At 62.1% G+C, this 26940-nt stretch carries 27 protein-coding genes; 21 read left to right on the forward strand and 6 right to left on the reverse strand.

Translation table 11 applies throughout. The features are described 5' to 3' along the window. A complete protein-coding gene (gene greA / locus JHX88_RS05775; RefSeq protein ID WP_076525248.1) occupies window positions 1-471 on the reverse strand; it encodes a transcription elongation factor GreA in 471 nt (156 codons plus the stop codon). A 241-nt stretch (window positions 472-712) separates the two neighbouring features. Here greA and JHX88_RS05780 point away from each other — a divergent pair, with 241 nt between their 5' ends. From JHX88_RS05780 to recO, 13 genes are all read left to right on the forward strand, one after another. Next, a complete protein-coding gene (locus tag JHX88_RS05780; protein ID WP_076525246.1) occupies window positions 713-2368 on the forward strand; it encodes an electron transfer flavoprotein-ubiquinone oxidoreductase in 1656 nt (551 codons plus the stop codon). A 78-nt stretch (window positions 2369-2446) separates the two neighbouring features. Then, window positions 2447-4318, forward strand: coding sequence for a tetratricopeptide repeat protein (locus tag JHX88_RS05785; protein ID WP_084203047.1), 1872 nt, complete (start codon window positions 2447-2449; stop codon window positions 4316-4318). A gap of 6 nt (window positions 4319-4324) precedes the next feature. Continuing rightward, on the forward strand, window positions 4325-5158 hold the full coding sequence (locus JHX88_RS05790; protein WP_084203045.1) for a 4-(cytidine 5'-diphospho)-2-C-methyl-D-erythritol kinase: 834 nt from the start codon (window positions 4325-4327) through the stop codon (window positions 5156-5158). A gap of 28 nt (window positions 5159-5186) precedes the next feature. Further along, complete coding sequence (locus JHX88_RS05795; RefSeq protein ID WP_076525244.1) at window positions 5187-5921, forward strand: pyridoxine 5'-phosphate synthase; 735 nt, start codon at window positions 5187-5189, stop codon at window positions 5919-5921. Beyond that, the gene (locus JHX88_RS05800) at window positions 5918-6391 is read left to right on the forward strand and encodes a hypothetical protein (RefSeq protein ID WP_076525242.1); all 474 of its coding nucleotides are present in this window, start codon (window positions 5918-5920) and stop codon (window positions 6389-6391) included. The genes JHX88_RS05795 and JHX88_RS05800 overlap by 4 nt, the downstream gene beginning before the upstream one ends. A 61-nt stretch (window positions 6392-6452) precedes the next feature. Then, window positions 6453-6866: a holo-ACP synthase gene (gene acpS, locus JHX88_RS05805; RefSeq protein WP_076525240.1), complete on the forward strand. Its 414-nt coding sequence runs from the start codon at window positions 6453-6455 to the stop codon at window positions 6864-6866. Between the two features lie 75 nt (window positions 6867-6941). Further along, entirely contained in the window at window positions 6942-7736 is a 795-nt protein-coding gene (gene lepB / locus JHX88_RS05810) for a signal peptidase I (RefSeq protein WP_076525238.1), read from the forward strand. Continuing rightward, window positions 7733-8422 (forward strand): ribonuclease III, encoded by a 690-nt coding sequence (gene rnc, locus JHX88_RS05815; protein WP_141225803.1) that lies wholly within the window; start codon window positions 7733-7735, stop codon window positions 8420-8422. Before lepB ends, rnc begins: the two co-directional genes overlap by 4 nt. Then, window positions 8419-9333: a GTPase Era gene (era, locus tag JHX88_RS05820; RefSeq protein ID WP_076525234.1), complete on the forward strand. Its 915-nt coding sequence runs from the start codon at window positions 8419-8421 to the stop codon at window positions 9331-9333. Before rnc ends, era begins: the two co-directional genes overlap by 4 nt. Window positions 9334-9338: 5 nt before the next feature. Beyond that, window positions 9339-9674: a DUF1491 family protein gene (locus tag JHX88_RS05825; protein ID WP_076525232.1), complete on the forward strand. Its 336-nt coding sequence runs from the start codon at window positions 9339-9341 to the stop codon at window positions 9672-9674. Window positions 9675-9725: 51 nt separating this feature from the next. After that, window positions 9726-10664: an EamA family transporter RarD gene (rarD, locus tag JHX88_RS05830; RefSeq protein ID WP_076525230.1), complete on the forward strand. Its 939-nt coding sequence runs from the start codon at window positions 9726-9728 to the stop codon at window positions 10662-10664. Between the two features lie 213 nt (window positions 10665-10877). After that, window positions 10878-11318 (forward strand): VOC family protein, encoded by a 441-nt coding sequence (locus tag JHX88_RS05835; protein WP_076525228.1) that lies wholly within the window; start codon window positions 10878-10880, stop codon window positions 11316-11318. 7 nt (window positions 11319-11325) lie between these two features. Next, window positions 11326-12066, forward strand: coding sequence for a DNA repair protein RecO (gene recO, locus JHX88_RS05840; protein WP_076525487.1), 741 nt, complete (start codon window positions 11326-11328; stop codon window positions 12064-12066). Here recO and JHX88_RS05845 read toward each other — a convergent pair. The 3 genes from JHX88_RS05845 to bhcR form a co-directional block, all read right to left on the reverse strand. After that, a complete protein-coding gene (locus JHX88_RS05845) occupies window positions 12060-12536 on the reverse strand; it encodes an META domain-containing protein (RefSeq protein WP_076525226.1) in 477 nt (158 codons plus the stop codon). The two genes, recO and JHX88_RS05845, sit on opposite strands and share 7 nt — an antisense overlap. Before the next feature lie 80 nt (window positions 12537-12616). After that, entirely contained in the window at window positions 12617-14224 is a 1608-nt protein-coding gene (locus tag JHX88_RS05850) for an acyl-CoA dehydrogenase family protein (protein WP_419182359.1), read from the reverse strand. Window positions 14225-14379: 155 nt separating this feature from the next. Further along, window positions 14380-15183 (reverse strand): HTH-type transcriptional regulator BhcR, encoded by an 804-nt coding sequence (gene bhcR / locus JHX88_RS05855; protein ID WP_076525222.1) that lies wholly within the window; start codon window positions 15181-15183, stop codon window positions 14380-14382. A 185-nt stretch (window positions 15184-15368) separates the two neighbouring features. On the opposite strand from bhcR, the gene bhcA reads away from it, so the two are divergent. Genes bhcA through JHX88_RS05885 form a run of 6 tightly spaced genes read left to right on the forward strand, consistent with a single transcriptional unit; the run spans window position 15369 to window position 22517 of the window. Further along, window positions 15369-16556, forward strand: coding sequence for an L-aspartate--glyoxylate aminotransferase BhcA (gene bhcA, locus JHX88_RS05860; RefSeq protein ID WP_076525220.1), 1188 nt, complete (start codon window positions 15369-15371; stop codon window positions 16554-16556). Then, the gene (gene bhcB, locus JHX88_RS05865) at window positions 16556-17518 is read left to right on the forward strand and encodes a beta-hydroxyaspartate dehydratase BhcB (protein ID WP_141225811.1); all 963 of its coding nucleotides are present in this window, start codon (window positions 16556-16558) and stop codon (window positions 17516-17518) included. The genes bhcA and bhcB overlap by 1 nt, the downstream gene beginning before the upstream one ends. Before the next feature lie 11 nt (window positions 17519-17529). Beyond that, a complete protein-coding gene (gene bhcC / locus JHX88_RS05870) occupies window positions 17530-18693 on the forward strand; it encodes a 3-hydroxy-D-aspartate aldolase BhcC (RefSeq protein WP_076525218.1) in 1164 nt (387 codons plus the stop codon). Further along, entirely contained in the window at window positions 18693-19655 is a 963-nt protein-coding gene (bhcD, locus tag JHX88_RS05875; protein ID WP_076525216.1) for an iminosuccinate reductase BhcD, read from the forward strand. The genes bhcC and bhcD overlap by 1 nt, the downstream gene beginning before the upstream one ends. Before the next feature lie 35 nt (window positions 19656-19690). Continuing rightward, entirely contained in the window at window positions 19691-21184 is a 1494-nt protein-coding gene (locus JHX88_RS05880) for a nucleobase:cation symporter-2 family protein (protein ID WP_076525214.1), read from the forward strand. Further along, window positions 21174-22517 (forward strand): 8-oxoguanine deaminase, encoded by a 1344-nt coding sequence (locus tag JHX88_RS05885; protein ID WP_076525482.1) that lies wholly within the window; start codon window positions 21174-21176, stop codon window positions 22515-22517. The genes JHX88_RS05880 and JHX88_RS05885 overlap by 11 nt, the downstream gene beginning before the upstream one ends. A gap of 285 nt (window positions 22518-22802) precedes the next feature. Here JHX88_RS05885 and JHX88_RS05890 read toward each other — a convergent pair whose 3' ends face one another. Then, window positions 22803-23924: a Hint domain-containing protein gene (locus JHX88_RS05890; RefSeq protein ID WP_176011426.1), complete on the reverse strand. Its 1122-nt coding sequence runs from the start codon at window positions 23922-23924 to the stop codon at window positions 22803-22805. A 312-nt stretch (window positions 23925-24236) separates the two neighbouring features. Between JHX88_RS05890 and uraH the strand changes: the two genes are divergently transcribed. After that, window positions 24237-24590: a hydroxyisourate hydrolase gene (gene uraH, locus JHX88_RS05895; protein WP_076525212.1), complete on the forward strand. Its 354-nt coding sequence runs from the start codon at window positions 24237-24239 to the stop codon at window positions 24588-24590. A 3-nt stretch (window positions 24591-24593) separates the two neighbouring features. Beyond that, the gene (locus tag JHX88_RS05900) at window positions 24594-25847 is read left to right on the forward strand and encodes a urate hydroxylase PuuD (protein ID WP_419182360.1); all 1254 of its coding nucleotides are present in this window, start codon (window positions 24594-24596) and stop codon (window positions 25845-25847) included. A 182-nt stretch (window positions 25848-26029) separates the two neighbouring features. Here the strand turns inward: JHX88_RS05900 and JHX88_RS05905 are convergent, their stop codons facing one another. Next, entirely contained in the window at window positions 26030-26905 is an 876-nt protein-coding gene (locus tag JHX88_RS05905) for a hypothetical protein (RefSeq protein ID WP_076525210.1), read from the reverse strand. Window positions 26906-26940 lie beyond the last annotated feature (35 nt).

Genomic DNA, 26940 nt, shown 5'->3' on the forward strand with positions numbered 1-26940 from the left:
CTATTCATACCGGATGGCAACGATCTCGTAGCTGCGTTGCCCGCCCGGCGTGTTCACCTCGACGCTGTCGCCTTCCTCCTTGCCGATCAGCGCGCGGGCCAGGGGTGAGCGCATGTTCAGAAGGCCACGTTCGATATCGGCCTCGGCCTCGCCGACGATCTGATAACTGCGCTCTTCCTCGGTATCCTCGTCGATCAGATCGACGGTGGCGCCGAACTTGACCGAACCCGACAGCTTGGCGGGATCGATCACCTCGGAGCGCGACAGGACCGATTCCAGCTCCTTGATGCGGCCTTCGATGAAGCCCTGCTTTTCACGGGCGGCGTGATATTCGGCGTTCTCCGACAGATCGCCATGTTCGCGTGCCTCGGCGATGGCACGGATAATGGCGGGGCGCTCTGTCGATTTCAGCCGGGTGAGTTCCTGTTCCAGCGCCTGAAATCCGCTGCGCGTTATGGGTAGTTTGTCCATCGCTGCCCTGTCCTGTCCTGGGTTGCGTTATTGTGTCGATGCTAACCGAACGCCCCCGCCATTCGAAATGACAGGGGCGCGAAATCCTGACTGGCATCGTGACTCCAAATTCATGGGCTTTGCAAGGGCGAGGACGGCCGTGACGGCAGTTTTCGGCTTGCGAATTCGCTGCGTCACGATTGCGCGAGAGAAAAACGCCATGTAGTGCTGTGTCAGCCAGAGAAAGGGGAGACTTCCAGCCATGACCGACGAGACCCAGACCCTTCGCGAATCGATGGAATACGATGTTGTGATCGTTGGGGCAGGGCCTGCAGGCCTGTCGGCGGCGATCCGGCTCAAGCAGATCAACCCCGAGATCGAGGTTGTGGTTCTGGAAAAGGGCTCGGAAGTGGGCGCGCATATCCTCTCGGGCGCGGTGCTGGACCCAAGCGGGCTGAACCGGTTGATCCCCGACTGGAAAGAGAAGGGCGCGCCGGTCGCGACCGAGGTCGTGGACGACAATTTCTTCGTTCTGGGCGAATCCGGGCAGATGAAGGTGCCGAACTGGCCGATGCCGCCCCTGATGAACAATCACGGCAATTACATCGTCAGCATGGGCAATGTCTGCCGCTGGCTGGCCGAGCAGGCCGAAGAGCTTGGCGTCGAGGTCTTTCCCGGCATGGCCGCCAGCCAGGTGGTCTGGGACGGCAATCGCGTCAAGGGCGTCGTGGCGGGCGAGATGGGATTGAATGCCGATGGCACCCCCGGCCCGCAATACGAGCCGGGGATGGAGTTGCATGGCAAATATGTCTTCATCGCCGAGGGTGTCCGGGGCAGCCTTGCCAAGGAAATCATGGCCAAGCTGAACCTCTCGGAGGGCCATGAGCCGCAGAAATTCGGCCTTGGGATGAAGGAAATCTGGGAGGTCGCACCCGAGAAATTCAAGAAAGGCCGCGTCGTGCACACGATGGGCTGGCCCTTGGGCAAGAACGCGGGCGGCGGCAGCTTCATCTATCATTTCGAGGATAACCAGGTGCTTGTCGGTTTCGTCGTCCACCTGAATTACGAGAACCCGCATCTGTATCCCTACATGGAATTCCAGCGCTTCAAGCATCACCCGATGGTGGCCGAACTGCTGGAGGGCGGCAAGCGCGTGGCTTACGGCGCCCGTGCGATCAGTGAAGGCGGCTGGCAGTCGATCCCCGAGCTGTCCTTCGATGGTGGCGTGCTGCTTGGCTGCTCGGCCGGGCTGGTGAACGTGCCGCGGATCAAGGGCAACCACAACGCGATGATCTCGGGCATCGAGGCTGCGGAAGCGGCGGCGGCGGCCCTGGCCGAAGGACGCGAAGGCGACCGGCTGGAGGCCTATGACGCGGCGCTTCGCAGCGGTGATGTCGGCAAGGACCTGAAACGCGTCCGCAACGTCAAGCCGATCTGGTCGAAAATGGGCCTGTGGTGGTCGCTGGCGCTTGGCGGCTTCGACATGTGGGTGGCGAACCTGACCGGCTGGAATCCGCTTGGTACCTGGAAACACGGCAAGACGGATGCGCAGGCGACCGGAAAGGCCAGCGATTACGATCCGATCGATTACCCCAGGCCCGATGGCAAGCTTAGCTTCGACAGGCTCACCAATGTCGCTTTTTCCTTCACCAATCACGAGGAAAGCCAGCCCTGCCACTTGAAACTAAAGGATTCGGCGGTGCCGATCTCGGTCAACCTGCCGGAATTCGCAGAGCCTGCACAGCGTTACTGTCCTGCCGGGGTCTATGAGGTGGTCGAGGATGGTGGCGATCCGCGCTTCGTGATCAACTTCCAGAACTGCGTCCATTGCAAGACTTGCGACATCAAGGACCCAAGCCAGAACATCAACTGGACCACCCCGCAGGGGGGCGACGGGCCGAATTACCCGAATATGTGATGACGGGGCGAGGATGCCGACATTGCCCCGAGCGATTCGGGGCGTTAGGCTCGCGTCAACAACAATATTACTTTTTCGATGGATGACGTGAACACGACTCGACCGAACCAGGCCCTGATCGCCGCGCTGATCGCAGGAATTTTCCTGCCTTTGGCGACATCGTCCGCCGCGCAGGAGCCGCCGCCGCCGCGCCCCGATAATCACGAGGCGTCGCTATCCGAGGCGTCATCCGATGACAGCCCGCCCGCACCGTTGACCAAGGGGCTCGCGGGGCCATTCCTTGCGGCGCGCATGGCGACGGTTCTGAACGATTACCGGGCGGCAGCGCGATATTTCTCGCAGGCCGTCGCCCAGGACCCGAATGACCGCTACTTGCAGGACGGTGCCCTCGTCGCGCTCATCTCGGCGGGAAATCTCGAACGCGCGATCGAATTGGCGGATCAGATGGCCACACAGGGCGGTGGGACCGAATTGTCGGCACTGGTGCGCAGGGTCAACCTGGCCCAGAAGGGCGATTGGACCGGATTGCTGGAATTGCTGGATGCCGATGCCGCCGACAGCAATACCAAGGACAACAATCTTCTCGACGGGCTGATGCGGGCATGGGCGCTTCTGGGGACGGGAAACGCCTCGGACGCGCTGGCCACCTTCGAAGATATGGCGAAGGCCCGCGACGTGGCGCCCATGGTTCAGTATCACCTTGCCCTGGCACGCGCGATGGTGGGCGATTACGAGGGGGCGCAAAGCCTGCTGTCCAATCGGCAGGCCGGCGATCATCTTCTTGGCCTGACCGCGCGCGTCCAGATCCTGGCGCAGCTGGAGCGCCGGGACGAGGCGATCGCACTCTTGGACAGCGTACAGGGGATCGAGGCCGAGCCCCAGCTTGTCGAGTTGCGCGAAAAGCTGGAATCGGACGAGCAGATCACTTTTGATGCGGTGCAAAACCCGGCCGACGGGCTGGCGCAGCTCTTGCTGACATTCGCAAGCGCATTGGCCTCCAGTCCCAATCCCAACCCCGAACCGTTATCCTTGATTCATGCGCGGCTGGCGGCGTGGCTTTCTCCCGATCTTGGGGCGGCGCGATTGACCGTGGCGCAACTGTTGCAGGAACGGCGGCAATTCGATCTCGCCGAACGGGAATTCGAGGCGATGCGCCGGATGGGGGAAATGCGTCCGGTGGCCGAGTTGTCGCGGATCGATGCGCTCTCCCGTGCGGGCCGCCAGGACGAGGCTGAAAGCGCCGCCTTGTCGCTGACTGCCGCCTATCCCGAATTGCCGCAAGCATGGGTCGCGCTTGGCGATCTGTTGCGCCAGCAGGAGAAATTCTCGCAGGCGGTCCCGGCCTATGACAAGGCGCTGTCGCTGGTGTCCGAAGAGAATCCAGAAGAACGCTGGTTTGCCCTTTATGCCCGCGGCATCGCGCTGGAACGGACAGGCCAGTTCGACCGTGCCGAGGAAGACTTGCTGGCCGCGATCGAAATCCAGCCGGAAGAGCCCAGCTTGCTGAATTACCTGGGTTATAGCTGGATCGACCGGAACGAGAACCTGGACCGGGCGCTCGAGATGATCCGCAAGGCGGTCGAGCTGTCGCCGGAGGATGGCTATATCCTCGATTCACTGGCCTGGGCCTATTACCGGCTTGGCCGCTATGACGAGGCGGTCGAACCGATGGAACAGGCGGTCGCCAGGATGTCCTCGGATCCGCTGGTGAATGACCATCTGGGCGACATCTACTGGAAAGTCGGCCGCAAGCGCGAAGCAGAGGTTCAATGGCAGCGCGCATTGTCGCTCGAACCCGGCGAAAGCGGCGAGGTGGAAGCCGACCGCATCCGTGCCAAGCTGAAGCGCGGATTGGATGCCGTTCTCGCCGAAGAAGAGGAATCGGGCGAGAGTGAGCAGCTTCCCCAACCGCAAGCCGAGGCAGAGGCCGAACCTGCGCCCGCCGACTGATCGCCGATGCCGATGACAAACCTGGTCGAACCGGCCCCGGCCAAGTTGAACCTGGCGCTGCATGTGACCGGGCGGCGGGCGGACGGGTATCACCTGCTCGATTCACTGGTCTGTTTTGCGTCAATCGGGGATGAGGTGCATCTGTCACCCGGTCCGCTTTCCCTGTCTATCGACGGCCCTTTCAGCGAGGGCCTTGCATCGGATGATGACAATCTCTGCCTGCGTGCGGCGGGCCTTGCCGGTGCCGAGGTTGCGATCCGCTTGACCAAGAACCTGCCCGTTGCCTCCGGCATCGGGGGCGGCTCGGCCGATGCGGCAGCGGTGCTGCGTGGTCTCTTGCGAATGGGCCATGAGTTGCCCGCCGATCTTCAGCGACTTGGGGCCGATGTGCCTGTCTGTCTTGCCTCCACACCAGCCCGGATGCAGGGGATCGGAGAGCAGGTGACCCCGCTTCCCACCCTGCCACCCCTGTATCTGGTGCTCGTCAATCCTACCGTGGCACTGTCCACGCCGCAGGTCTTCGCGGCGATGGAGCAGCATGAAAACCCGGCCCTGCCGAAGATCCCCGATTTCGCAACCGCCAAGGCGCTGATCCAGTGGCTGCGTGGCACGAGGAACGATCTGGAGGCCCCGGCGCGCCGTCTCGCCCCGGTGATCGGAGAGGTGCTGGCGGCGCTGAACGCCACGGGTGCTGGGTTCGCGCGCATGTCCGGCTCGGGGGCGACCTGTTTCGGCATTTTCGATACCGCCCGTCAGGCGGCGGAAGCCGCCGGAATTCTGGGGCGGCATGGCTGGTGGGTGGTGGCAACGGAACTGGCGCAACCGCCCGCACCCGGCTAAGCTGCCCACAAACCATCGGAGGACCGTCATGCTGCGTCTCGGCGTCAATATCGATCACGTTGCCACGATCCGGAACGCGCGCGGCACCCCGTGGCCGGATCCGCTGCGTGCCGCCCGCATCGCTGCAGAGGCGGGGGCGGACGGGATCACCGCCCATCTGCGCGAGGATCGCCGCCATATCAGCGATTCCGATATCGATGCGCTGATGGAGCATCTCGATCTGCCGCTGAACCTGGAAATGGCCGCGACCGAGGAGATGCAGCGCATCGCCCTGCGCCACCGGCCGCATGCGGTCTGCCTTGTTCCCGAAAAGCGCGAGGAACGCACGACCGAAGGCGGGCTCGACGTGGCGGGCAATGACAATATGCTGGCCGATTTCATTGCGCCCTTGCGGGAGGCAGGATGTCGCGTGTCGCTGTTCATCGGCCACGAACCTGCCCAGATCGAGGCCGCTGCCCGGATCGGCGCGGCGGTCGTGGAACTGCATACCGGCGCCTATTGCGATCTCGACACCGAGGGCCTGATTGCCGAGCGGGATGCAGAACTTGCCGGCCTGACCGAGGGCGCGCGGCTTGCCGCCGATCTCGGGCTCGAGGTGCATGCCGGTCACGGCCTGACCTTCGACACCGTCGGCCCCATCGCGGCGCTGCCACAGGTCGCCGAACTGAATATCGGTCATTTCCTGATCTCCGAATCCGTTTTCACCGGTCTCGGTGAAGCCATTCGTGAAATGCGCCGCCGCATGGAGGAGGCCCGCAAATGATCCGTGCCGCTCTTATGCCCCTGGTCCTTGCTGCGGCTCCGGCATTGTCTCAGGAAGTTCCGAATGATGGCATGGTTCACAACTGCAACGATGCGACCCGCGCCGATACCATTGCCGAGCCTTGGGAGGACAACACCGCCACCTATTCGGATGGTGCCATCCGCATTGCGCGCCTGGACTTCACCGAACCAGCCGCGGCGGCGGTGAAGCTTCTGGTCCTCAGCCCGCCCCATGACGAGCTTGGCTTGCGCCAGTGCCGCGTGGTCAGCCTGAGCAACGGCATGGGGTTCTACGATATCGATTTCGCGCAGCGGGAAGCCAGCTACGACCCGCAGCGCGGTCTGACAATCGCCATGCCCGCCCGGCAATATCTACCCGAAAGCGATCAGGGTGGGGATGACGGATGGTTCCAGCTTTTTATCATGATAAATCAGCAAAGCGGTGAAATCACCACGCAGGGTTTCAAATGACCGGCGGGTTCCCCTCATTCTTCATGAAAATATCCAGAATTCCGACAGGGCAGTTTGGCGCATGATTCTCGGTATTGGCACCGACCTCGCGAATATCGACCGGATCCAGGGCACGCTGGACCGCTTTGGCGACCGCTTCCGCAATCGCGTCTTTACCGAGACCGAACTCGCCAAGGCCGCCCGCCGCAAGGACGAGGCCGGAACCCTGGCCAAGCGATGGGCCGCGAAGGAGGCCTGCTCCAAGGCATTAGGCACCGGGTTGGCAATGGGGATCAGTTGGCGGGACATGGCGGTCAGCAATCTGGCAAGCGGTCAGCCGGTCATGGAACTCACCGGATGGGCAGCGGATCGGCTGGCGCAACTGACGCCTTCCGGCCATGATTCCACGGTCCATGTCACCCTGACCGACGATCACCCTTGGGCGCAGGCTTTCGTGGTGATCGAGGCAAGGCCCAAAACGCGCCCCTCGGCTTGACTTTGCCCCCCGCACCAGACCATGAACGCGCGAATGCGGGGTATCACTCGCGCAATGCTCGGAAGGACATGGACCATGGCTGACAGCACGGCCGGCAAGAAGAAGGAAGGTATCTGGGAGACGATCAAGACGATCTTCTGGGCGCTGGTGATCGCGGGTATCTTCCGCACGCTGTTCTTTCAGCCTTTCTGGATTCCTTCGGGCAGCATGAAAGACACGTTGCTGATCGGGGATTTCCTCTTCGTCAACAAGATGGCCTATGGCTATTCGCAATATTCCTGCCCCTTCTCGCTTTGCCCGATTTCGGGCCGCATCCTGGGATCCGAGCCCGAGCGCGGCGATGTCGTGGTGTTCCGCCATCCCACGCGCGGGGTCGATTTCATCAAGCGAGTGGTTGGCCTGCCCGGTGATGAGCTGCAGATGAAAGGCGGAGGCCTGTGGATCAACGGTGAAGAAGTCGCCATGGACCGCGCAGAGGATTTCATCGAGATCAAGGAACAGCAAGGCCCGCAGGGGCTGATCCCGCGCTGCGCGAATGATCCGGTGCCGGAAGGCGGCGAATGCGTCAAGGAGCGCTATACCGAGACATTGCCGAATGGTGTCAGCCACAGCATCCTGAACATCACCGATGGCTGGGTCGCGGATGACACGGCAAGTTTCACCGTTCCCGAAGGCCAGTATTTCTTCATGGGCGATAATCGCGACAATTCCGAGGACTCGCGTTTCCCGCAGGAAGTCGGCGGCCTCGGCTTCGTCCCCGCCGAATATCTGATCGGCCGGGCCGACCGCATCATGTTCTCGTCCGCCGGACGGTCCTTGCTGTATTTCTGGACATGGCGGGCCGATCGTTTCTTCAAGGCGGTCAATTGACGCCCGGGGCCGATATCCGTGCCTTCATGATCCGGCTCGGCCATGAGTTTGCGCATCCGGAGCTGCTGATCCGTGCGCTGACCCATGGTTCGGTCGCGACGCCGACCCGCCCCGACAATCAGCGGCTGGAGTTTCTTGGCGACCGGGTACTTGGGCTCGTGATGGCCGAGGCGCTGTTCTCCGCCGATCTGCAGGCCAGCGAAGGGCAGCTTGCGCCGCGCTTCAACGCCCTTGTCAGGGGCGGAACCTGCGCTGCCATCGCGCGCGAGATCGGCCTGGGCGAGGTGCTGAAGCTGGGCCGCTCCGAGATGCTGTCGGGCGGGCGCCGCAAGGAGGCGCTTCTGGCGGACGGGATGGAGGCGGTGCTGGCCGCGATCTATCTGGATGCCGGTTTCGATAGCGCGCGCAAGGTGATCCTGCGGCTTTGGGCGGATCGGCTGGATAGCATCGACGATGACCCCCGCGATCCCAAGACGGCGCTGCAGGAATGGGCGCAGTCCCAAGGGATGGGACCGCCGGCCTATGAACAAACCAAACGCGGCGGCCCGGATCATGCGCCGGTCTTTTTTATCACCGTGCGTCTGGCCGATGGCCAATCCGCCGAGGCCAGTGGCGCTGGCACCAAGCGCAGCATCGAACAGGCAGCCGCACAGATCCTGCTGGACCGGCTGGAGGGCCGCAAATGACCGATACCACAACCCGCGCCGGTTTCGTCGCGCTGATCGGAGAGCCCAACGCGGGCAAATCCACGCTTCTGAACCGGATGGTCGGGGCCAAGGTCGCGATCGTGACGCATAAGGTCCAGACCACCCGCGCCCGCATTCGCGGCATCGCGATCGAGGGCAGCAGCCAGATCGTTTTCGTCGATACTCCCGGCATTTTCCGCCCCCGGCGCAGGCTGGACCGCTCCATGGTCGCCGCCGCTTGGGGTGGTGCGTCGGATGCCGATGTCATCCTGCTTCTGGTCGAGGCGCATCGCGGCATGACCGAGGGAGTCGAGGCGATCCTTGGCTCGTTGAAGGAACTTGGGGGCAAGACTCCGGTTGCACTGATCATCAACAAGATCGACCGGGTGAAATCCGAAGCCCTTCTGGCGCTGTCGCAGAAACTGAACGAGGCTTTCGACTTCGAGCATACCTTCATGATCTCGGCCGAAAAGGGCTATGGCTGCGAAGATCTGCGTGGCTGGCTGGCGGGTGCGCTGCCCGAGGGGCCGTGGCTCTATCCCGAGGACCAGATCGCCGACCTGCCCATGCGCATGATCGCCGCCGAGATCACCCGCGAAAAGCTGACCCTGCGGCTGCATGAGGAAATCCCCTATCAGCTGACGGTGGAAACCGAGGCCTGGGAAGAGCGCAAGGACGGCTCAGCCCGTGTCGATCAGGTCGTTTATGTGGCCCGCAACGGCCACAAGGGCATCTTGCTGGGCAAGGGGGGCGAGACGATCAAGGCGGTCGGGCAGGCCGCCCGGATTGAGCTGGAAGAGTTCATGGGCCGCCGCATCCACCTGTTCCTGCAGGTCCGTGTTCGCGAGAACTGGCAGGACGAGGCAGAGCGTTATAGCGAGATCGGCCTCGATTTTCGCGATGGTGGCTGACTGCCATGGCTGAGGCGCGGCTGGCAAGCGGTGTCTGGGTCTCGGCCTATCTGGCCCGATTGGGGTTGGCGAATATCCCCGCCTATGTCGTTGCGCATGGCGATGACACGGCAGGGGCTGTGCTGGTCAAATGCGCCCGCCTGGACGGCACCGCGCAGCTTTACGCCCGCGAATGGGATTTCGAGACGGATATCCGGTCATGGAAAGCCGTGGCTGATGGAGCCGAACCCGAGATCGACGAGGCGATCCGTCGGCAGCGCAGTTTCGACCCGGATATCTGGGTCATCGAGATCGAAAGCCGCGATGGCCGCACCCTGCTGGATGAAGAGGGGCTGGGCTGAACGGTAAAACGGCCTCTGGTGCCTGCATGATTTGCAGATTATGCACAGGATATGAGCAGCCCTGCCTCCACGAACGGCGATTCGCCACAAGGTTTTGCCTTTGCCCTGAGCGCATATGTGTTGTGGGGCGTGTTGCCGCTTTACATGAAGGCCTTGGCGCATATCCCGGCCATGCAGGTGATCGCCCATCGCGCCTTGTGGGCGCTGCCCATCGCGGCAGTGGTCCTGATCTGGCAGCGCCGCGGCGGCGATGTGCTGGCCGCGCTGAAGACTCCGCGCCTTCTGGCGATGGCCGGGCTGACCGCCATACTGATCACGGCCAACTGGACGATCTATGTCTGGGCGGTCACCAATGATCACGCGCTGGACGCGGCGCTTGGCTATTACATCAACCCGCTGTTCAGCGTGTTCCTGGGGGCGCTGTTGCTGGGCGAAAAGCTGAGCCGCACCAAGATGGTGGCCATCGCCCTGGCATGTGCGGCGGTGGTGGTCCTGACCGTGCAGGCCGGACGCCTGCCGCTGGTCGCCGTGGGGCTGACCCTTAGCTGGGGATTCTACGCCTATTGCAAGAAAAGCCTGCCGCTTGGGCCCAACCAGGGTTTCACACTGGAAGTTCTGCTGCTGAGTCCCTTCGCGCTCGCCTATCTGGTCTGGTTGGGTGCAACCGGGCAGGGCGCCTTCGGCGATGGCAGCGCGTTCGATATCCTGATGTTGCTGGGCTGCGGGCCGGTGACGGCGATTCCACTGCTGTTCTATGCAAATGGCGCCAAGTTGCTGCGGCTTTCGACCATCGGTATCCTGCAATACCTGACCCCGACAATGATCTTTCTGACGGCGGTCTTCATGTTCAACGAGCCATTCGGTCCGGCTCGCATGATCGCCTTTCCGATGATCTGGGCGGCATTGGCGATCTATTCCGTCTCGCTGTTCCGCGAGGCGGGGGAACGCCGCCGCAACCGCCGCGATGTCGCGGCGCATCGGATCCAGTAGAGGCGGCAGTTCGATCATGCGTCCGGCGATGGCCGGGGGCGCTTCGCCCCCGTCGCCGGGTGGTTCTCGAACCAGTGGCGCACCACCCGACGACCCCCCGAGGATATTTGCCTGAAGAAGAAAAGAGCGGGGAGATACGGGGAACCCGGATAAGGCTTGCCGGAAATGGTTCCGCGTGTCAGCTTTCGCGCATGTATCCGAGGGGAGGTTGAGATGGCGCTTCCAAGACAGCGCGTGACGCTGATCACGCTTGGTGTTGCCGACCTGGCGCGGGCGCAGGAGTTCTATGCCGCTTGGGGGTGGCAGCCGCACGATGCCTCGCAGGAAGGGGTGGCGTTCTACCAGATGAACGGGGCGGTGTTGGCGCTGTTCGGCAAGGCCGATCTGGCCGCTGATCAGGGGCGGGCAGAGGATGAGTTGGGGACCGGTGCGATGACGCTGGCCCAGAACTGCGCCGATGATGTCGAGACGGACGAGGTTTTCGCCGCTGCGCTGGCCGCGGGAGCGGTCTGCCTCAAGCAGCCGGAGAAGGTTTTCTGGGGCGGCTATTCTGGTTACTTCGCCGTTCCTGACGGGCATGTCTGGGAAATCGCCACCAACCCCTTCTGGCCGCTGGCCGATGATGGTGCGCTGACCTTGCCCGATCCCGGTTGACATGGCGATGGAATGGCAAGCCGAAGGCACGGTGATCGCCCGGCGTCCGCATGGCGAGACGGCGGTGATCATCGAGGTGCTGACAATGCAGCATGGCCGCCATGCCGGGCTGGTCCCCGGAGGAGCATCGCGCAAGCGGGCGGCCATGCTGCAGCCCGGTGCCCGGCTGGACCTGCGCTGGCGGGCGCGGCAAGAGGATCATCTGGGGCATTTTACCGCCGAGTCGCTCAGGCAGCGCGTTTCGCTGCTGAGTGATCCCCTGGGGCTGGCGGGGCTGAACGCGGTTTGCGCGCTGTTGTGCTTCGCTCTGCCCGAACGCGATCCGCATCCGGCCCTGACCGCGATGACCGAGGCCATGCTGGACAGGATGGAGGCCGGAGAGGATTGGGCCGAGGATTACCTGCATTGGGAAATGCGATTGCTCGACGAGATGGGCTTTGGCCTTGATCTGAGCACATGCGCGGTGACCGGCGCGGAGGAAGGGCTTGCCTATGTCAGCCCGCGTTCCGGCCGGGCGGTCAGCCGGGAAGGAGCGGGGGAGTGGGCCGAGAGATTGTTGCCACTGCCCGCGCTGTTGGGAGGCGCAGGTGACAATCGCGGCAATGGTCTTGCCGAGGGGTTGGCCATCACCGGGCATTTCCTGGAATCAAGGCTGGCAGCGGAACTGGTTGGTCGTCCGCTGCCTGCTGCCCGGGAACGCCTGATCCGGCGGCTGACAAGGGCCGCCGGGTCCGTTGGAAGTTATTGACCCCCGCGAACGGCATCCAATGCGTTCACTGCGCTATCCGCGCGAACGCCACGTTCGAAGATCAGCCATGTCGAGGGCGATTTCACCTTCAGGACACCGCCGTAGTATTCCATCTCGGTCGCCGATTGCAGCACCGACATGAAGCGATTTTCCAGTTGAAGGTTCTTGCAGGCTGCCTTCGTCGAAACGATCGGCGCCAGCGCCAGCGCGGGCAGTTCGGCCTGGTTCTGAGCCGAATAGCCGTTGCATGGCCCCTTGCCCGAAATGCGCTTTTCCTCGACCCGCAGCGTGACGTCACGCAGGGGAACCGCTTCGCCATCCATGCCGACCAGCACGTAATCGCCGCCCGGGATGAAGCCGCGATCCTCCTCCCCCGCCGAGGCAGGTGGGGTGGTCGGTTCACAGGCGGCAAGCGCGAGCGCCGCTGTAGCGACAGCGACGGGAAGGCCGAGGCGAGCAAGTCGGGACATGGCAAATCTCCTAGGGCAGTCTAATTCGGTTTGAAACGCGGTAAATCCGCTTTGGTTCCAGACTTCTAGTCTAATTCCGATCAACCCAAAAGACGCCGCGCGATCACTTGGGCCTGAATTTCCGCTGCGCCCTCGAAGATATTGAGGATTCGCGCGTCGCACAGGACCCGGCTGATCTGGTATTCCAGCGCGAAACCGTTGCCGCCATGGATTTGCAGCGCGTTGTCAGCCGCCGACCATGCGACGCGGGCGCCCAACAGCTTGGCCATCCCGGCCTCGAGGTCGCAGCGATGGCCGTGATCCTTTTCCCATGCACTGAAATAGGTCAACTGCCGGGCGATCATGATCTCGACTGCCATCATCGCCAGCTTGTCGGCAACGCGCGGGAAATGGACCAGTGACTTGCCGAACTGCTTGCGATCCAGTGCGTATTGCAGCCCCAGCTCCAGCGCGTTCTGGGCGACGCCAATGGCGCGGGCGGCGGTTTGAATGCGTGCGGATTCAAAGGTTTGCATCAGCTGCTTGAAGCCTTGCCCGGTGACGCCGCCAAGCAGGTTCTCGCCCTTGATCTCGAAGCCGTCAAAGCCGAGCTCGTATTCTTTCATGCCGCGATAACCCAGCACCTCGATCTCGCCGCCGGTCATGCCGGGGGTGGGGAAAGGATCGCCATCGTCGCCCGGAGTCTTTTCGGCGATGAACATCGACAGGCCGCGGTAATCCGTGGTCTCGGGATCGGTGCGGGCCAGCAGGGTCATGATATGAGTGCGGGCAGCATGGGTGATCCAGGTCTTGTTCCCGGTGACCTTCCAATCCTCGCCATCCTTGACCGCACGGGTCCGCAGGCTTCCCAGATCGCTGCCGGTATTGGGTTCGGTGAACACGGCGGTCGGCAGGATTTCGCCACTCGCCAGCCGGGGTAGCCAATGTTCCTTCTGTGCATCCGTGCCGCCGCCGAGAATCAGTTCCGCCGCGATTTCGCTGCGGGTGCCGAGCGAACCCACGCCGATATAGCCGCGCGAGAGCTCCTCGCTGACCACGACCATGGCCGCCTTGGACATGCCCAATCCGCCCAGATTTTCGGGGATGGTCAGACCGAAGACGCCCAGTTCGGCCAGTTCCTCGATGATCTCCATCGGGATGAGCTCGTCTTTCAGATGCCATTCATGGGCGTGCGGCACCACCTTGTCGTCGGACCAGCGGCGGAACTGGTCGCGGATCATTTCCAGGTCCTCGTCCAGACCGGTGGTCCCGAAAGTCGCGCTGCCCCGGTTCTCGGCGATCAGGGCGGCCAGCCGGGCGCGGGTCTCGGGCGAGTTCCCGGCCATCAGGGCGCGTGCCGCGTCGGACGGATGCCAGTCGATCCCCAGATCCGAGAGGCGGGCGAACTCGTTCTGGCTCATCGGGATGCCGCCGGCGATCTGGGCGAGGTATTCGCCAAAGCCGATCTGCAGGATCAGTTCCTCCATCTCGCCTTCGACCCGGTCCGCCCAAGCGGCGAGCTGCTTGAGGGCTTCGACATAGGTTGTCAGCCATGACAACGCATGGGCGGCATGTTGGTGTTGTTCCAGCAATTCGGCATCGGGTTTGCCCTCGGGGGCAACCATGCCTCGCAACGCCTCGGTCGCGCGCTTCTGCAAATCCTCGATCTCGGGCAGGACGGTTTCAGTCCGGTGCTGCATGTCTTTCATCGATTCGTCCTTTCGCGGCATTGCAGCATTGCTAGAGCCTTCGCGTTCTTGGCGCAACTATAATGCGCAATTCTGCCGTTTCGAGACTGAAAATGTCGCGATGATTTCGGCGGTCACACAGCGTTTGAGCAAAGAAGAAGGCCGAGCCGGGCGGGTCAGCCACCCAAGGCTTGTGTCAGTTCCTGGGCAGAGGCGGCCACCGCTGCACCAAGGGTCTTCACATGCTCATGCCCGATCCGGTGAGTCGGTCCGCTGACCGAGAGCCCGGCGACGGCCTCTCCCGTCAGGTCGAAGACCGGGGCGGCGATGCAGCGCATTCCGCGCGTGCGTTCCTCGTCATCGAAGGAAAATCCGCGGGCGCGGATACGGATCGTATCCTCTTGCAGGGCTTCTGCGGTGGTCAGCGTCTTGTCGGTAAAGCGGGGAAGCTCAGCCTTGTCGAGCAGCATCCGCAGGATTTCCGGTCGGCCGAAGGCCAGCAGCGCCTTGCCGATGCCCGAGGCATGCAGGGGCGAGCGTGTGCCGGGCGGAAAGAAGGCGCGGATCGTCTCATGCGTTTCGGCCTGGCTGACGAACAGCACTGCGTCGCCGTTGAGGATGCCGAGATTGGCGGTCTCGCCGGTATGTTCCATCAGGGTGCGCAGGATGGGGCGAGCGCGTTCCACGATGCCCGAGCGGCGCATGAAGGCCGAACCAAGGCGGAAGGTCGCGGGGCCGATATGCCATGTCTGGGTGGCCGGATCGCTTTCGGCGACACCGCGCGCAGCCAGCGTATGCAGTACCCGATGCACGGTCGAGGGCGATTGCTTCATCTGCTCGGCCACTTCGCTGAGCGTCAGGCCGGGATGGGCGGCCAGCAGGTCCAGCATGTCCAATGCACGATCCAGTGCCTGAATGGTGCCGGATGTTTCGGGCGCGTCCTTGCGCGGGCGACCCCGTTTGCGAGTCGGTTCGGCCATTATTTACCTCCGCTTGATGATGCATTGTCATTGCGGCGAAAATCGACTTCAGCAAGTGGAAAATCCCAACTGGCTGTAAAGACGCCATATTATGGCATATTTCCGCTGATCGGAAATATTTTCCAGAAAAATTGCAGCATTGCAACCCGTGCGATAGATTGGAGATAACCTGCAGGAGGAGTGCCATGACAAGCCAGAATCCCGTTTTCATTCCCGGCCCGACCAATATCCCCGAGATATTGCGCAAGGCCGTGGACATGCCCACGATCGATCACCGCAGCCCGGTTTTCGGCAAGATCCTTCACCCCGCACTGGAAGGGGTGAAGAAAGTGCTGAAGACCGCCGAGGGGCAGGTTTTCGTCTTTCCCTCGACCGGCACCGGCGGGTGGGAGACGGCGATCTCGAATACCCTGTCGCCGGGCGACAAAGTGCTGGCCACGCGCAACGGCATGTTCAGCCATCGCTGGATCGACATGTGCCAGCGCCACGGGCTGGATGTAGAGGTCGTCGATCAGAAATGGGGCGAGGGCGTTCCCGCGGATCGGTTCGAGGAAATCCTGACCGCCGACAAGGCGCATCAGATCAAGGCCGTGCTGGCCACGCATAACGAGACCGCGACCGGCGTGAAATCCGATATTGCCGCCGTTCGCCGCGCGATGGACGCCGCGGGGCATCCGGCACTGCTTTTCGTCGATGGCGTCAGCTCTATCGGAAGCATGGATTTCCGCATGGACGAATGGGGCGTCGATATCGCCGTCACCGGGTCGCAGAAGGGTTTCATGCTGCCGCCCGGCTTGGCGATCATCGGTTTCTCGCCCAAGGCGATGGCGGCACTCGAGACGGCGAAATTGCCGCGCACCTTCTTTGACATCCGCGACATGGCCAAGGGTTATGCGGCGAATGGATTTCCCTATACGCCTCCGGTCGGGTTGATCAACGGGCTGAACCTGTCCACGCAGATGCTGCTGGAGGAGGGGCTGGAGAATGTCTTTGCCCGCCATCACCGCATCGCCGAAGGTGTCCGCAAGGCCGTCGCGGCGTGGGGGATGGAGCTTTGCGCCGCCCGGCCCGAGCTTTATTCCGATAGTGTCAGCGCGATCCGGGTGCCTGAAGGCTTCGACGCGAACAAGGTCGTCGGTCACGCGCTGGAAGCTTACGGCGTGGCCTTCGGGACAGGCCTGGGCGATGTCGCGGGCAAGGTTTTCCGCATCGGCCATCTGGGCAGCCTGACCGATGTCATGGCGCTGTCCGGCATTGCCACAGCCGAGATGGTCATGGCCGATCTTGGTTTGCCGGTGGCGCTCGGCAGCGGCGTTGCCGCCGCACAGGAGCATTACCGTCAAAGCGCCGCCGCATTGGAAAAGGCCGCATGATGAAGGATCAGACCATGTATATTCCAACGCTGGAGGACATGCAGGCGGCGCGGGAACGGATCGCCGGGCATGTGCATCTGACACCGGTGCTGACTTCGCGGATGCTGAACGAGCTGACCGGGGCCGAGCTGTTCTTTAAATGCGAGAACCTGCAGAAGGCCGGGGCGTTCAAGGCGCGCGGAGCCTCTAACGCGGTGTTCGGCCTGTCGGACGAGCAGGCCGCGAAGGGCGTTGCCACCCATTCCAGCGGCAATCACGGCAGCTGCCTTTCCTACGCGGCCGGGCGGCGCGGCATTCCCTGCACCGTGGTCATGCCGCGTACCGCGCCGCAGGCCAAGAAGGATGCAGTCAAGGGTTATGGCGCGAGCGTGGTGGAATGCGAACCGTCCACCACGAGCCGCGAGGCGGTGTTTGCCGAGGTCGTGGCAGAGACCGGGGCGGAATTCGTCCATCCCTATAACGATCCGCGGGTGATCGCTGGGCAGGGCACCTGTTCAGCCGAACTGATCGAGCAGGTCGAGGGGCTGGATGCCGTGATCGCGCCTATCGGTGGCGGCGGGATGGTGTCGGGCACCTGCCTGACCCTGTCGAACCTTGCGCCGAACGTGAAGGTCTATGCCGCCGAGCCCGAGCAGGCCGATGACGCCATGCGCAGTTTCAAGGCCGGTCATATCATCGCCGATGATGCGCCGGACACGGTGGCGGACGGGCTGAAAGTGCCGCTGAAGGAACTGACATGGCATTTCGTGCAGCGCCATGTCACCGACATCCTGACCGCCTCGGACGCCGAGATCGTCGAGGCGATGAAGCTGATCTGGAAGCGCATGAAGATCGTGATGGAGCCATCGAGCGCTGTGCCGCTGGCCACCATCCTGAAGAACCGCGACGTTTTTGCCGGCCAAAGGGTCGGCATCATCATTACCGGCGGCAATGTCGATCTCGACAAGCTGCCTTGGAATTGAGGGAGGAAACCATGAACGCACCTGTGAATATGGACGAACTGGAAGTTGGCTTCGACGTGCCGGCCCTGCCGGGGATGGATGAGGCGGATATTCAAACCCCCTGCCTGATCCTCGATCTGGACGCGCTTGAGCGGAACATCAGGAAGATGGGCGATTACGCCAAGGCACATGGCATGCGTCACCGCGCCCACGGCAAGATGCATAAATCGGTCGATGTGCTGAAGCTGCAGGAAAAGCTGGGCGGCGCCATCGGTGTCTGCTGCCAGAAGGTCAGCGAGGCCGAGGTCTTTGCGCGTGGCGGGATCAAGGATATCCTTGTCAGCAACCAGGTTCGCGACCCGGCCAAGATCGACCGGCTGGCGCGGATGCCCAAACTGGGCGCGAAGATCATCGTTTGCGTCGATGATCTGGCCAATGTCGCCGATCTGTCGGCTGGCGCGAAAAAGCACGGCACCACGCTGGAATGCTTTGTCGAGATCGATTGCGGCGCCGGGCGCTGTGGGGTCAAGACGACCGAGGAGGTGGTCGAGATCGCCAAGGCCATCGACGCCGCCGAGGGTCTCAAGTTCAGCGGTATCCAGGCGTATCAGGGCGCGATGCAGCATATTGACGGCTTTGATGACCGCAAGGCCAAGCTGGACGCCGCCATCGCGCAGGTGAAAGACGCCGTGGACGGGCTCAAGGCCGCGGGGCTGGAACCCGAGCTGGTCTCGGGCGGTGGCACCGGGTCTTACTATTTCGAAAGCAATTCGGGCGTTTACAACGAGTTGCAATGCGGCTCCTATGCCTTCATGGACGCAGATTATGGCCGCATCCTGGATGAGGACGGCAACCGCATCGACAAGGGCGAATGGGAAAACGCGCTGTTCATCCTGACCAGCGTCATGAGCCACGCGAAATCCGACAAGGCGATCTGCGATGCCGGTCTCAAGGCGCAATCGGTCGATAGCGGGCTGCCCTTCATCTATGGCCGCGAGGATGTGAAATACATCAAATGCAGCGATGAGCATGGCGTGATCGACGATCCTGACGGCGTGCTGAAGGTCAATGAGAAGCTGCGGCTGGTGCCGGGCCATTGCGACCCGACCTGCAATGTCCATGACTGGTATGTGGGTGTCCGGAACGGGAAGGTGGAAACCGTCTGGCCTGTCAGCGCGCGCGGAAAGGCTTATTGATGTGGGTTGTTCCTGAGAAAGAGATCGCCGGTCTGATGACCCCCGAAGCGGCATTCGATGCCGTCGAGGCGGTGTTCGCCGCAATGGCGAGCGGGGAAGCCAATAACTTCCCCGTCGTGCGTGAGGCGATCGGGCATGAGGATGCGCTTTACGGCTTCAAGGGCGGATTCGACAAGAGCGCCCTGAACCTGGGGCTGAAGGCCGGAGGTTACTGGCCGAACAACCAGAAACGCGACCTGATCAATCATCAGTCCACCGTGTTTCTGTTCGACCCGGATACCGGGCGGGTTTCGGCAGCGGTCGGGGGCAACCTGCTGACCGCCCTGCGCACCGCCGCGGCAAGCGCCGTCTCGATCAAGCATCTTGCGCCGGAGGGGGCCAAGGTGCTGGGCATGATCGGTGCGGGCCATCAATCGGCGTTCCAGATGAAGGCCGCTGCCCGCGTGGGCAATTTCGAACGCGTCATCGGCTGGAACCCGCATCCCGAGATGCTGACCCGTCTGGCCGATACAGCCGCCGAACTGGGCCTGCCTTTCGAGGCGGTGGAGCTGCCCCGTCTTGGAGCAGAGGCGGATGTGATCATCTCGATCACCTCGGCTTTCGAGCCGCTTTTGATGGACGCCCATGTCAAGGGGCGCACCCATATCGCCGCGATGGGCACCGATACCAAGGGCAAGCAGGAACTCGACCCGGCGCTGGTCGCGCGGGCGCGCCTGTTTACCGACGAGATTGCCCAATCGCTCAGCATAGGTGAATTTCAGCACGCCAGCGCGGCCGGAAGCATTTCCGACGGCGATGTCACCGCGATAGGCCAGGTCATCACTGGCAATCACGAGGGACGCGGCGATGCGGAGATCACCATTTTCGACGGTACCGGTGTCGGGCTGCAGGATCTTGCGGTCGCGGGAGCCGTCGTCGATCTTGCCCGGCAGCAGGGAAAAGCCGTCGAGGTCGAGATCTGATAGAGTTCCGACAGTAGTGGAAAGGGAGGTCCGCAATGTCTGATGCAAGCATTGAGGCCGGGAAGCTTGGGGCGGTGCATACCGTTGACGAGATCTTGCCCGCGCCAAAGCTCATCACTTTAGGGTTCCAGCATGTGCTGGTCATGTATGCGGGTGCGATCGCGGTTCCGCTGATCGTCGGCAGGGCGCTGCAATTGTCGGCCGAGGAGGTCGCATTCCTGATCTCGGCCGACCTGTTCGTCTGCGGGATCGTATCGATCATCCAGAGCCTTGGCACGACACAATATTTCGGCATCAAGCTGCCGGTGATGATGGGCGTCACATTCGCCTCTGTCGGGCCGATGGTGGCGATTGCCTCGGCCACTCCGGGGCATGAAGGGGCAAGGGCGCTGTTCGGCTCGATCATCGCGGCGGGCCTGATTGGCATCCTGCTTGCGCCCCTGGTCAGCAAGATGCTGCGCTTCTTTCCGCCTGTGGTGACGGGAACGCTGATCCTGACCATCGGTATCAGCCTGATGCCCATCGGAATCAACTGGATCTTCGGGTTGCCGGTCGGACCGACCGCGCCCAAGATCGTCGCGCCGGAAGCACAGGAATGGCTCAACCAGGCGATGGCGGCGGGTGGCGTGCCCGAGAGCGTGCAGCTTGCCCCGACGGTGAAGAACCCGGCCTATGCCTCGGCCCAGAGTATCCTGATCGCGGTCCTGGTGCTGGGTACGATCCTGATCGTGTCGCGCTATGCCAGGGGCTTCCTCGCCAATATCGCGGTGCTGATCGGCATCGCTGTCGGCGGCGTGGTGGCAGCGATGCTGGGCATGATGCATTTCGAGAAGGTCGGAGAGGCAAGCTGGTTCGCCCTGATCAAGCCGCTGCATTTCGGCATGCCGATATTCGATCCGATCATGATCGTCACCATGCTGCTGGTCATGCTGGTCACGATGATCGAATCCACCGGCATGTTCCTTGCCCTCAGTGATATCTGCAAGAAGCCGCTGACCCAGAAATCGCTGGCCGCCGGTCTGCGGGCCGACGGGTTGGGCACGGCGATCGGTGGGCTGTTCAATACCTTCCCCTATACCTCCTTCAGCCAGAATGTCGGCCTTGTCGGCGTCACCGGCATCCGCTCGCGCTTTGTCTGCGTGGCTGGGGGCGCGATCATGATCGTGCTGGGGCTCATCCCCAAGATGGGTGCGCTGGTGGAAAGCCTGCCGACGACAGTTCTTGGCGGGGCCGGGCTGGTGATGTTCGGCATGGTCGCGGCGACTGGTGTGCGCATCCTTGCTCGGGTCGATTTCGTGAACAATCGCCATAACCTGTTCATCGTCGCGATCTCGGTCGGGATCGGGATGATCCCGATGATCGCGCCCAATTTCAATCAGTGGATGCCGCATGCGATCCACCCGTTGATTCATTCCGGCATCCTGCTGGCGGCGATCTCGGCGGTGCTCCTGAACTGGTTCTACAATGGTGCGCCGCATGTCGATGAAGACAGCGTACGCGAGGCAGGACATGCATCGGATGCCCACTAAGCTGCTGATCCGCAACGCCGATGCCGTCGTCACCATGGACGAGGCACGGCAAGAGATCGCAGGCGGCGATGTGCTGGTCGAGAACGGAAAAATCGTTGCGGTGGGCCAGGGCCTGCCGCGCGATGATGCCGAAATCGTCGAGGCCGGGGGCTGTGTTGTCACACCCGGCCTCGTGAACACCCATCACCACCTGTTCCAGACCCTGACCCGTGCCGTTCCAGCCGCCCAGGATGCTGCGCTTTTTGGTTGGCTGCGGACGCTCTATCCAATCTGGTCGCGGATGGGGCCCGAGGATATCCGCCTGTCGGCGCAGGTCGGCCTGGCCGAGCTTGCGCTGTCGGGCTGCACCTGCAGTTCGGATCATTTGTATTTGTTTCCAAATGGTTCGCGGTTGGATGACAGTATCGAGGCCGCGGCGGATATCGGCATCCGGTTCACCGCCACGCGCGGGGCCATGTCAATCGGCGAGAGCAAGGGCGGCTTGCCGCCCGATGCGCTGGTCGAGGACGAGCCCGCGATCCTGCGCGACAGCGAGCGGGTGGTGGATGCGTTTCACGATGCGGGCGAGGGAGCGATGGTGCAGGTGGCGCTGGCGCCCTGTTCGCCCTTTTCTGTCAGCCGGGAACTGATGCGCGATGCTGCGGTGCTGGCGCGGGAAAAGGGCGTGCGTCTGCATACCCACCTGGCCGAGAATGACGAGGATGTCCGTTATTCTCTGGATAATTTCGGAATGCTGCCAGGGGATTATGCGGAAAGTCTTGGTTGGACCGGGGATGATGTCTGGCATGCCCATTGCGTGAAACTGTCGGACCCGGAGATCGATCTTTTCGCCCGGAGCGGAACCGGCGTGGCGCATTGCCCCTGCTCGAACGCGCGGCTGGCCAGCGGCATCGCCCCGGTGCGGGCGATGCGTGACAGGGGCGTGCCGGTGGGGTTGGGCGTAGATGGCTCAGCCTCCAATGATTCCAGTCACTTGGGCGCAGAGGCGCGACAGGCGATGCTGGTTGCCCGGCTGAAGGACGGCCCCGCGGCGATGGGGGCGCGCGAGGCGCTGGAGATCGCTACGCTTGGTGGTGCCCGGGTGTTGGGACGCAGCGATATCGGCGCCTTGCGTCCGGGTATGCAGGCCGATCTGGTCCTGTGGGATATCAATGAGTTACCTGCCGCCGGTCAATGGGATCCGGTCGCGACGCTGGTGTTCTGCGCCCCGATCCGGCCCAGGGCGGTCTATGTGCGGGGCAGGGCGGTGGTCGCGGACCATCAGCTTTTGACCGCCGATCCGCGTGACTTGCGGACGCGGGCGCAGAAGGCTGTGGCCCGGCTGGCAGGATAGCGCAACAGCGGCGTGCGTTGCGTCCCTGTGAGACGCGCAACGCCATGCCCGGCTTGACACGGGAAATACCGGGTTTTCGGCTGCACAGCCCGTACACCACGCGTGCACAACCTGTACACAGGGCGTACACAGGCAGCGTGCGTTGCGCAGCGAGGATCAGATGTTCGTGATCGGGAACCTCGCCGCAGGCATGATCGGTTCCAGCGGACCGGTGATCGTGGCCGAAACCCGCTAGCATGCCGCCCAGAACCCTTGTGGATACCCATGATCTCGACCGGCGGATGTTCAGCCCGTCAAAATATGCCGGATATGTTTTTTGCGTTCCGCGAATGGTCTTGCCGGCGCTGCCTGAAAGTTTCCGTCGGCGATCCCGGGGAAGATGGCGGCGATTTCATCGCGTCCTTCTTGCGTGATTGCCTGCAATGCCTGGCTTCCAAGATACAGGCTTTCTGAAAGGCATCCATTGCTCCAGAGAATTTCATGCTCGTCCAGCAGGACATGATAATAGGTGATCTCTGCGAGATCGGAGACATCGATTCCCGGGAGTTCGGTCAGCTTCTTGACCGGCACCAGGATTTCGTCGGTGCCGAACAGATCGATTGCTTGCGAGGATCGGAGCATGACGCGATGCTGCGGCGATAATGTCAGCGGTATCGAGGGCCGGTTATCGCCAAGAGCCCCGGCCTGGATGGTCACAGGGCGAAGTTTCGGGTTGGCTTCAAGTTCCGACCCAGAGATCGATCGGGACCCGATCCAGCGAATGGGCTGGTAGCCATTGTCGAATGTCAGAAGCAGGTCCCCGATCCGTAGATCCTGCACGTCGCGCAGGCCATCGGCGGTGTCAAGGAAGGTTCCGGCAGCGAAACAGATGGGGAAGGGGGCGTTCTGGCTGCTTAGCAGGGTACCACCATACAAATACCCATTGTCAATTTTGCCGATCGTGTAGCTTGTCAGGCGCACACCGGGATGATCCTTGATATAGCCAGCAATTTTCAGTCGGAGATGGTTGATCGGGTTCACCAGGATGTCGCCCGTCAACATTTCGCGATCGGATGTCCCGAGGAAGAATAACTGGGCACCTTTTGGGTGAACTACCTCGTGATCGTCATCGAAATGCAGGGTTATTGCCGCCTCTCTAAACGCTTGTACGGAATGAGACACGCCATCCACCACGACGCGCGTGCCCTTGGTGGAGTCATGTGGCGCTTCGTATTCCATGACTATGTTGTCCCAAAGGATTCCTTCGTTCTGATTGCCGTCTTTAAAGTCGAAATGGGTGAGAGTTTCCGATACATTGAAAGTCGGGTTCTCTAATTCATCAGGCGGTTGGATAGGGTTGGAATTCATTTCCGTGTCGGGGAATACATCCCTGATGATGAATGACTTGATCCCGTAAATATCTGGCATAACTGATAACCTGCTTCCTTGATCCGCGACAATCCGGATGATTTGTTTCGGAGCATGAGGGAAGCACATGAAATCAGAGATTTATACTTAATGAACAAACCTTTAAACATTTTACGGACCTGTCGCATCCATATGGGTGCAACCTCGGAGCCACCCTTGGGAGGACATCCGATGTCACCGGGACTGACGGCTGTCACGTAGCCCGCCCCACCAATTTTCTATGAAAATTATAGACTGCCTTGCCTTCACGCCCTCTCGTCTTACCGGCAGGATCGGTTATCAATGAATTAGTGATAATCAGGGGAGGCGCAGATGCCGGGTTACCTGACAACCCATGTTCTCGATACCGCCCGCGGCAAGCCTGCCGAGGGGATGGAGGTGGTGCTGTATCGTCTGCAGGACGGGCAGCGGGTCGAATTGGCACGGCTGACAACCAATGCCGATGGCCGCACCGACCGGCAAATCCTGCCGGAAAGCGAATTCGAAACCGGCGTTTACGAGCTGGAATTCCATGCCGGCGCGTGGATGGATACGACGGGAATCCCGGCGGAAACCCCGCGTTTCCTGGACGTGATCCCGATCCGTTTCGGTATGTCGCAGCAGGACCATTACCACGTGCCGCTGCTGATCTCGCCCTTCGGCTATTCGACCTATCGGGGGAGTTGAGCGATGATTCCCGATTATGTCGTCATCTGGGAATGGCTGAGCTTTGCCGTCCGTTGGGTCCACGTTATCACGGCCATCGCCTGGATCGGCTCTTCCTTCTATTTCATCGCGCTGGACCTGGGGTTGCAAAAGTCACCCGGCTTGCCCAAGGGCGCGCATGGCGATGAATGGCAGGTTCATGGCGGCGGCTTTTACCATATCCAGAAATATCTCGTCGCGCCGGAGCGGATGCCCGAGCACCTGACATGGTTCAAATGGGAAAGCTATGCGACATGGCTTTCTGGCGCGGCACTGTTGATGGTGACCTATTGGGCCGGGGCGAACCTGTACCTGGTCGATCCGGCCAAGATGGAACTGGCGCAATGGCAGGCCATCCTGATCTCGGGCGCATCGCTGGCGATCGGCTGGCTGATCTATGACACGCTGTGCAAATCGCCGCTCGGGGAACGCCCAACAGTGCTGATGCTGCTTCTGTTCGCGGCGCTGGTCGTCATGGGCTGGGGCTATGACCAGGTCTTTACCGGGCGGGCGGCGCTGCTGCATCTGGGCGCGTTCACCGCGACCATCATGACCGCGAATGTGTTCCTGATCATCATGCCGAACCAGCGCATCGTGGTGGCCGATCTCAAGGCCGGACGCGCGCCCGATCCGAAATACGGAAAAATCGCCAAGCTGCGTTCGACGCATAACAACTACCTGACCCTGCCGGTCATCTTCCTGATGCTGTCGAACCATTACCCGCTGGCCTTCGCAAGCGACTACAACTGGCTGATCGCGGCGCTGATCTTCCTGATGGGGGTGACGATCCGGCATTTCTTCAACACCATGCATGCCCGCAAGGGCGAGCTGTGGTGGACATGGGCGGTAACCACGGTGCTGTTCATCATGATCATGTGGCTGAGCTCCATCGGTCTCAACCAAGATACGCTGGAAAATGCCGAGACCCGTGCCCTGACCCCGGTCGAGACCCGTTACGCCGAGGCGGCGGGTTTCGACGAGGTCGCCAGCATCGTGGCGGGGCGCTGTTCCATGTGCCACGCGCGCGAGCCGGTCTATGAGGGTATCTACCATGCGCCCAAGGGGCTGTTCCTCGAAGCGCCCTCGGACATCGCCCGGGCGGCGCGCGAGATCTATGTGCAAGCGGGGCTGACCGATGCCATGCCGCCTGCCAATGTCAGCTTCATGGAAGATGAGGAACGAGCCAAGGTGATCCGCTGGTTCCGCGCGGCAGGGGGCGCCGATCTCGCCGGGATGTAGGAGCTCGGGCTGTCTTGTCCTTCTGTGCAACGGCCTCTCGTGATAGTTCTCGACATGACCGCCATTCGCGAAGTCTGCTTTTCCCTGCCTCTTCTTCTTTGTCCAAATACCTCGGGGAGTCGCCGGAACGGCGACGGGGCAAAGCCCCGCAAGACAATCCCGCCCGTCGTCGCCAGGGCCCTCTATGGCAGGATGAACTCAACCCCTGGAAGCGCCGCGATTTCCGCGACATCGCGATAATAATTGTCCGTTACCTCGTCGACCAGTTCCTGGGTCCAGCCGGGCAGTTTGATGTCTTGATCAAGGGCTTCTGTTGCGGAATGCCCCTGCAACATCTGGGTGCAGAGCGCACGGCGGTCGGCGATGGAAAGCTGATCGCGACTGCTCATCGCATCGCGCAGTTTTTCGGTGCCGGCGCTGTCGAGTAATTCATCCATGTACAGCATCCCTCCCTTAAGCGGTGCATCGGGGGCGATGTCACCGACGAGCCGGACCACCTCGGGCCAGACGAGCGGAACATCCTCGTGGCACCAGATGACGACTCGCCGTCCCTGGGCTGCCTGAACCATGCGCTGCGCAGCCTCGCGCCAGCGCAGATCCAGCGGATGGCGTCCCTGCATGAGCACATTGTAATCGCCGGTCTTGAACTTCGGCAGCATGTCGGAGAGCAATGTGGCGGGGTTCCGGATCGCCATGAAGAATTCGGAATCATACTTGGGGAACAGGTTGGCCAGCGCGGCCACCCGGTTGCCGATCTGCGGATACAGCCCCTCTCGCCCGACGATTCGACCGACCGCACCCATGAAGGTGGGCGTGGAGAAGATCACCCGCTCCGGATCGTCCGTGGTCAGCAGGGCGTCGAGGATGACTTCCTCCATCTCGACGGTGGCAGGCCCGCCCTTGAGCGGCATCAGCGCCTGTTCGAACAGCCCGCTATGCCTGCTGGGCGGTACGATCTCCGTCCCGTTCTTCAGCAGCCATTCGCGATTGTTCAGCAGCGTTTTCAGTAACCGGTCGTCATCCGTTCCATGTACGCCGATATGAAATACCATCTGCATGTGGTTTGTCCTCTTGAATACGATAAACCTTGCAC

Source organism: Paracoccus saliphilus (assembly GCF_028553805.1).
GTDB lineage: Bacteria > Pseudomonadota > Alphaproteobacteria > Rhodobacterales > Rhodobacteraceae > Paracoccus > Paracoccus saliphilus.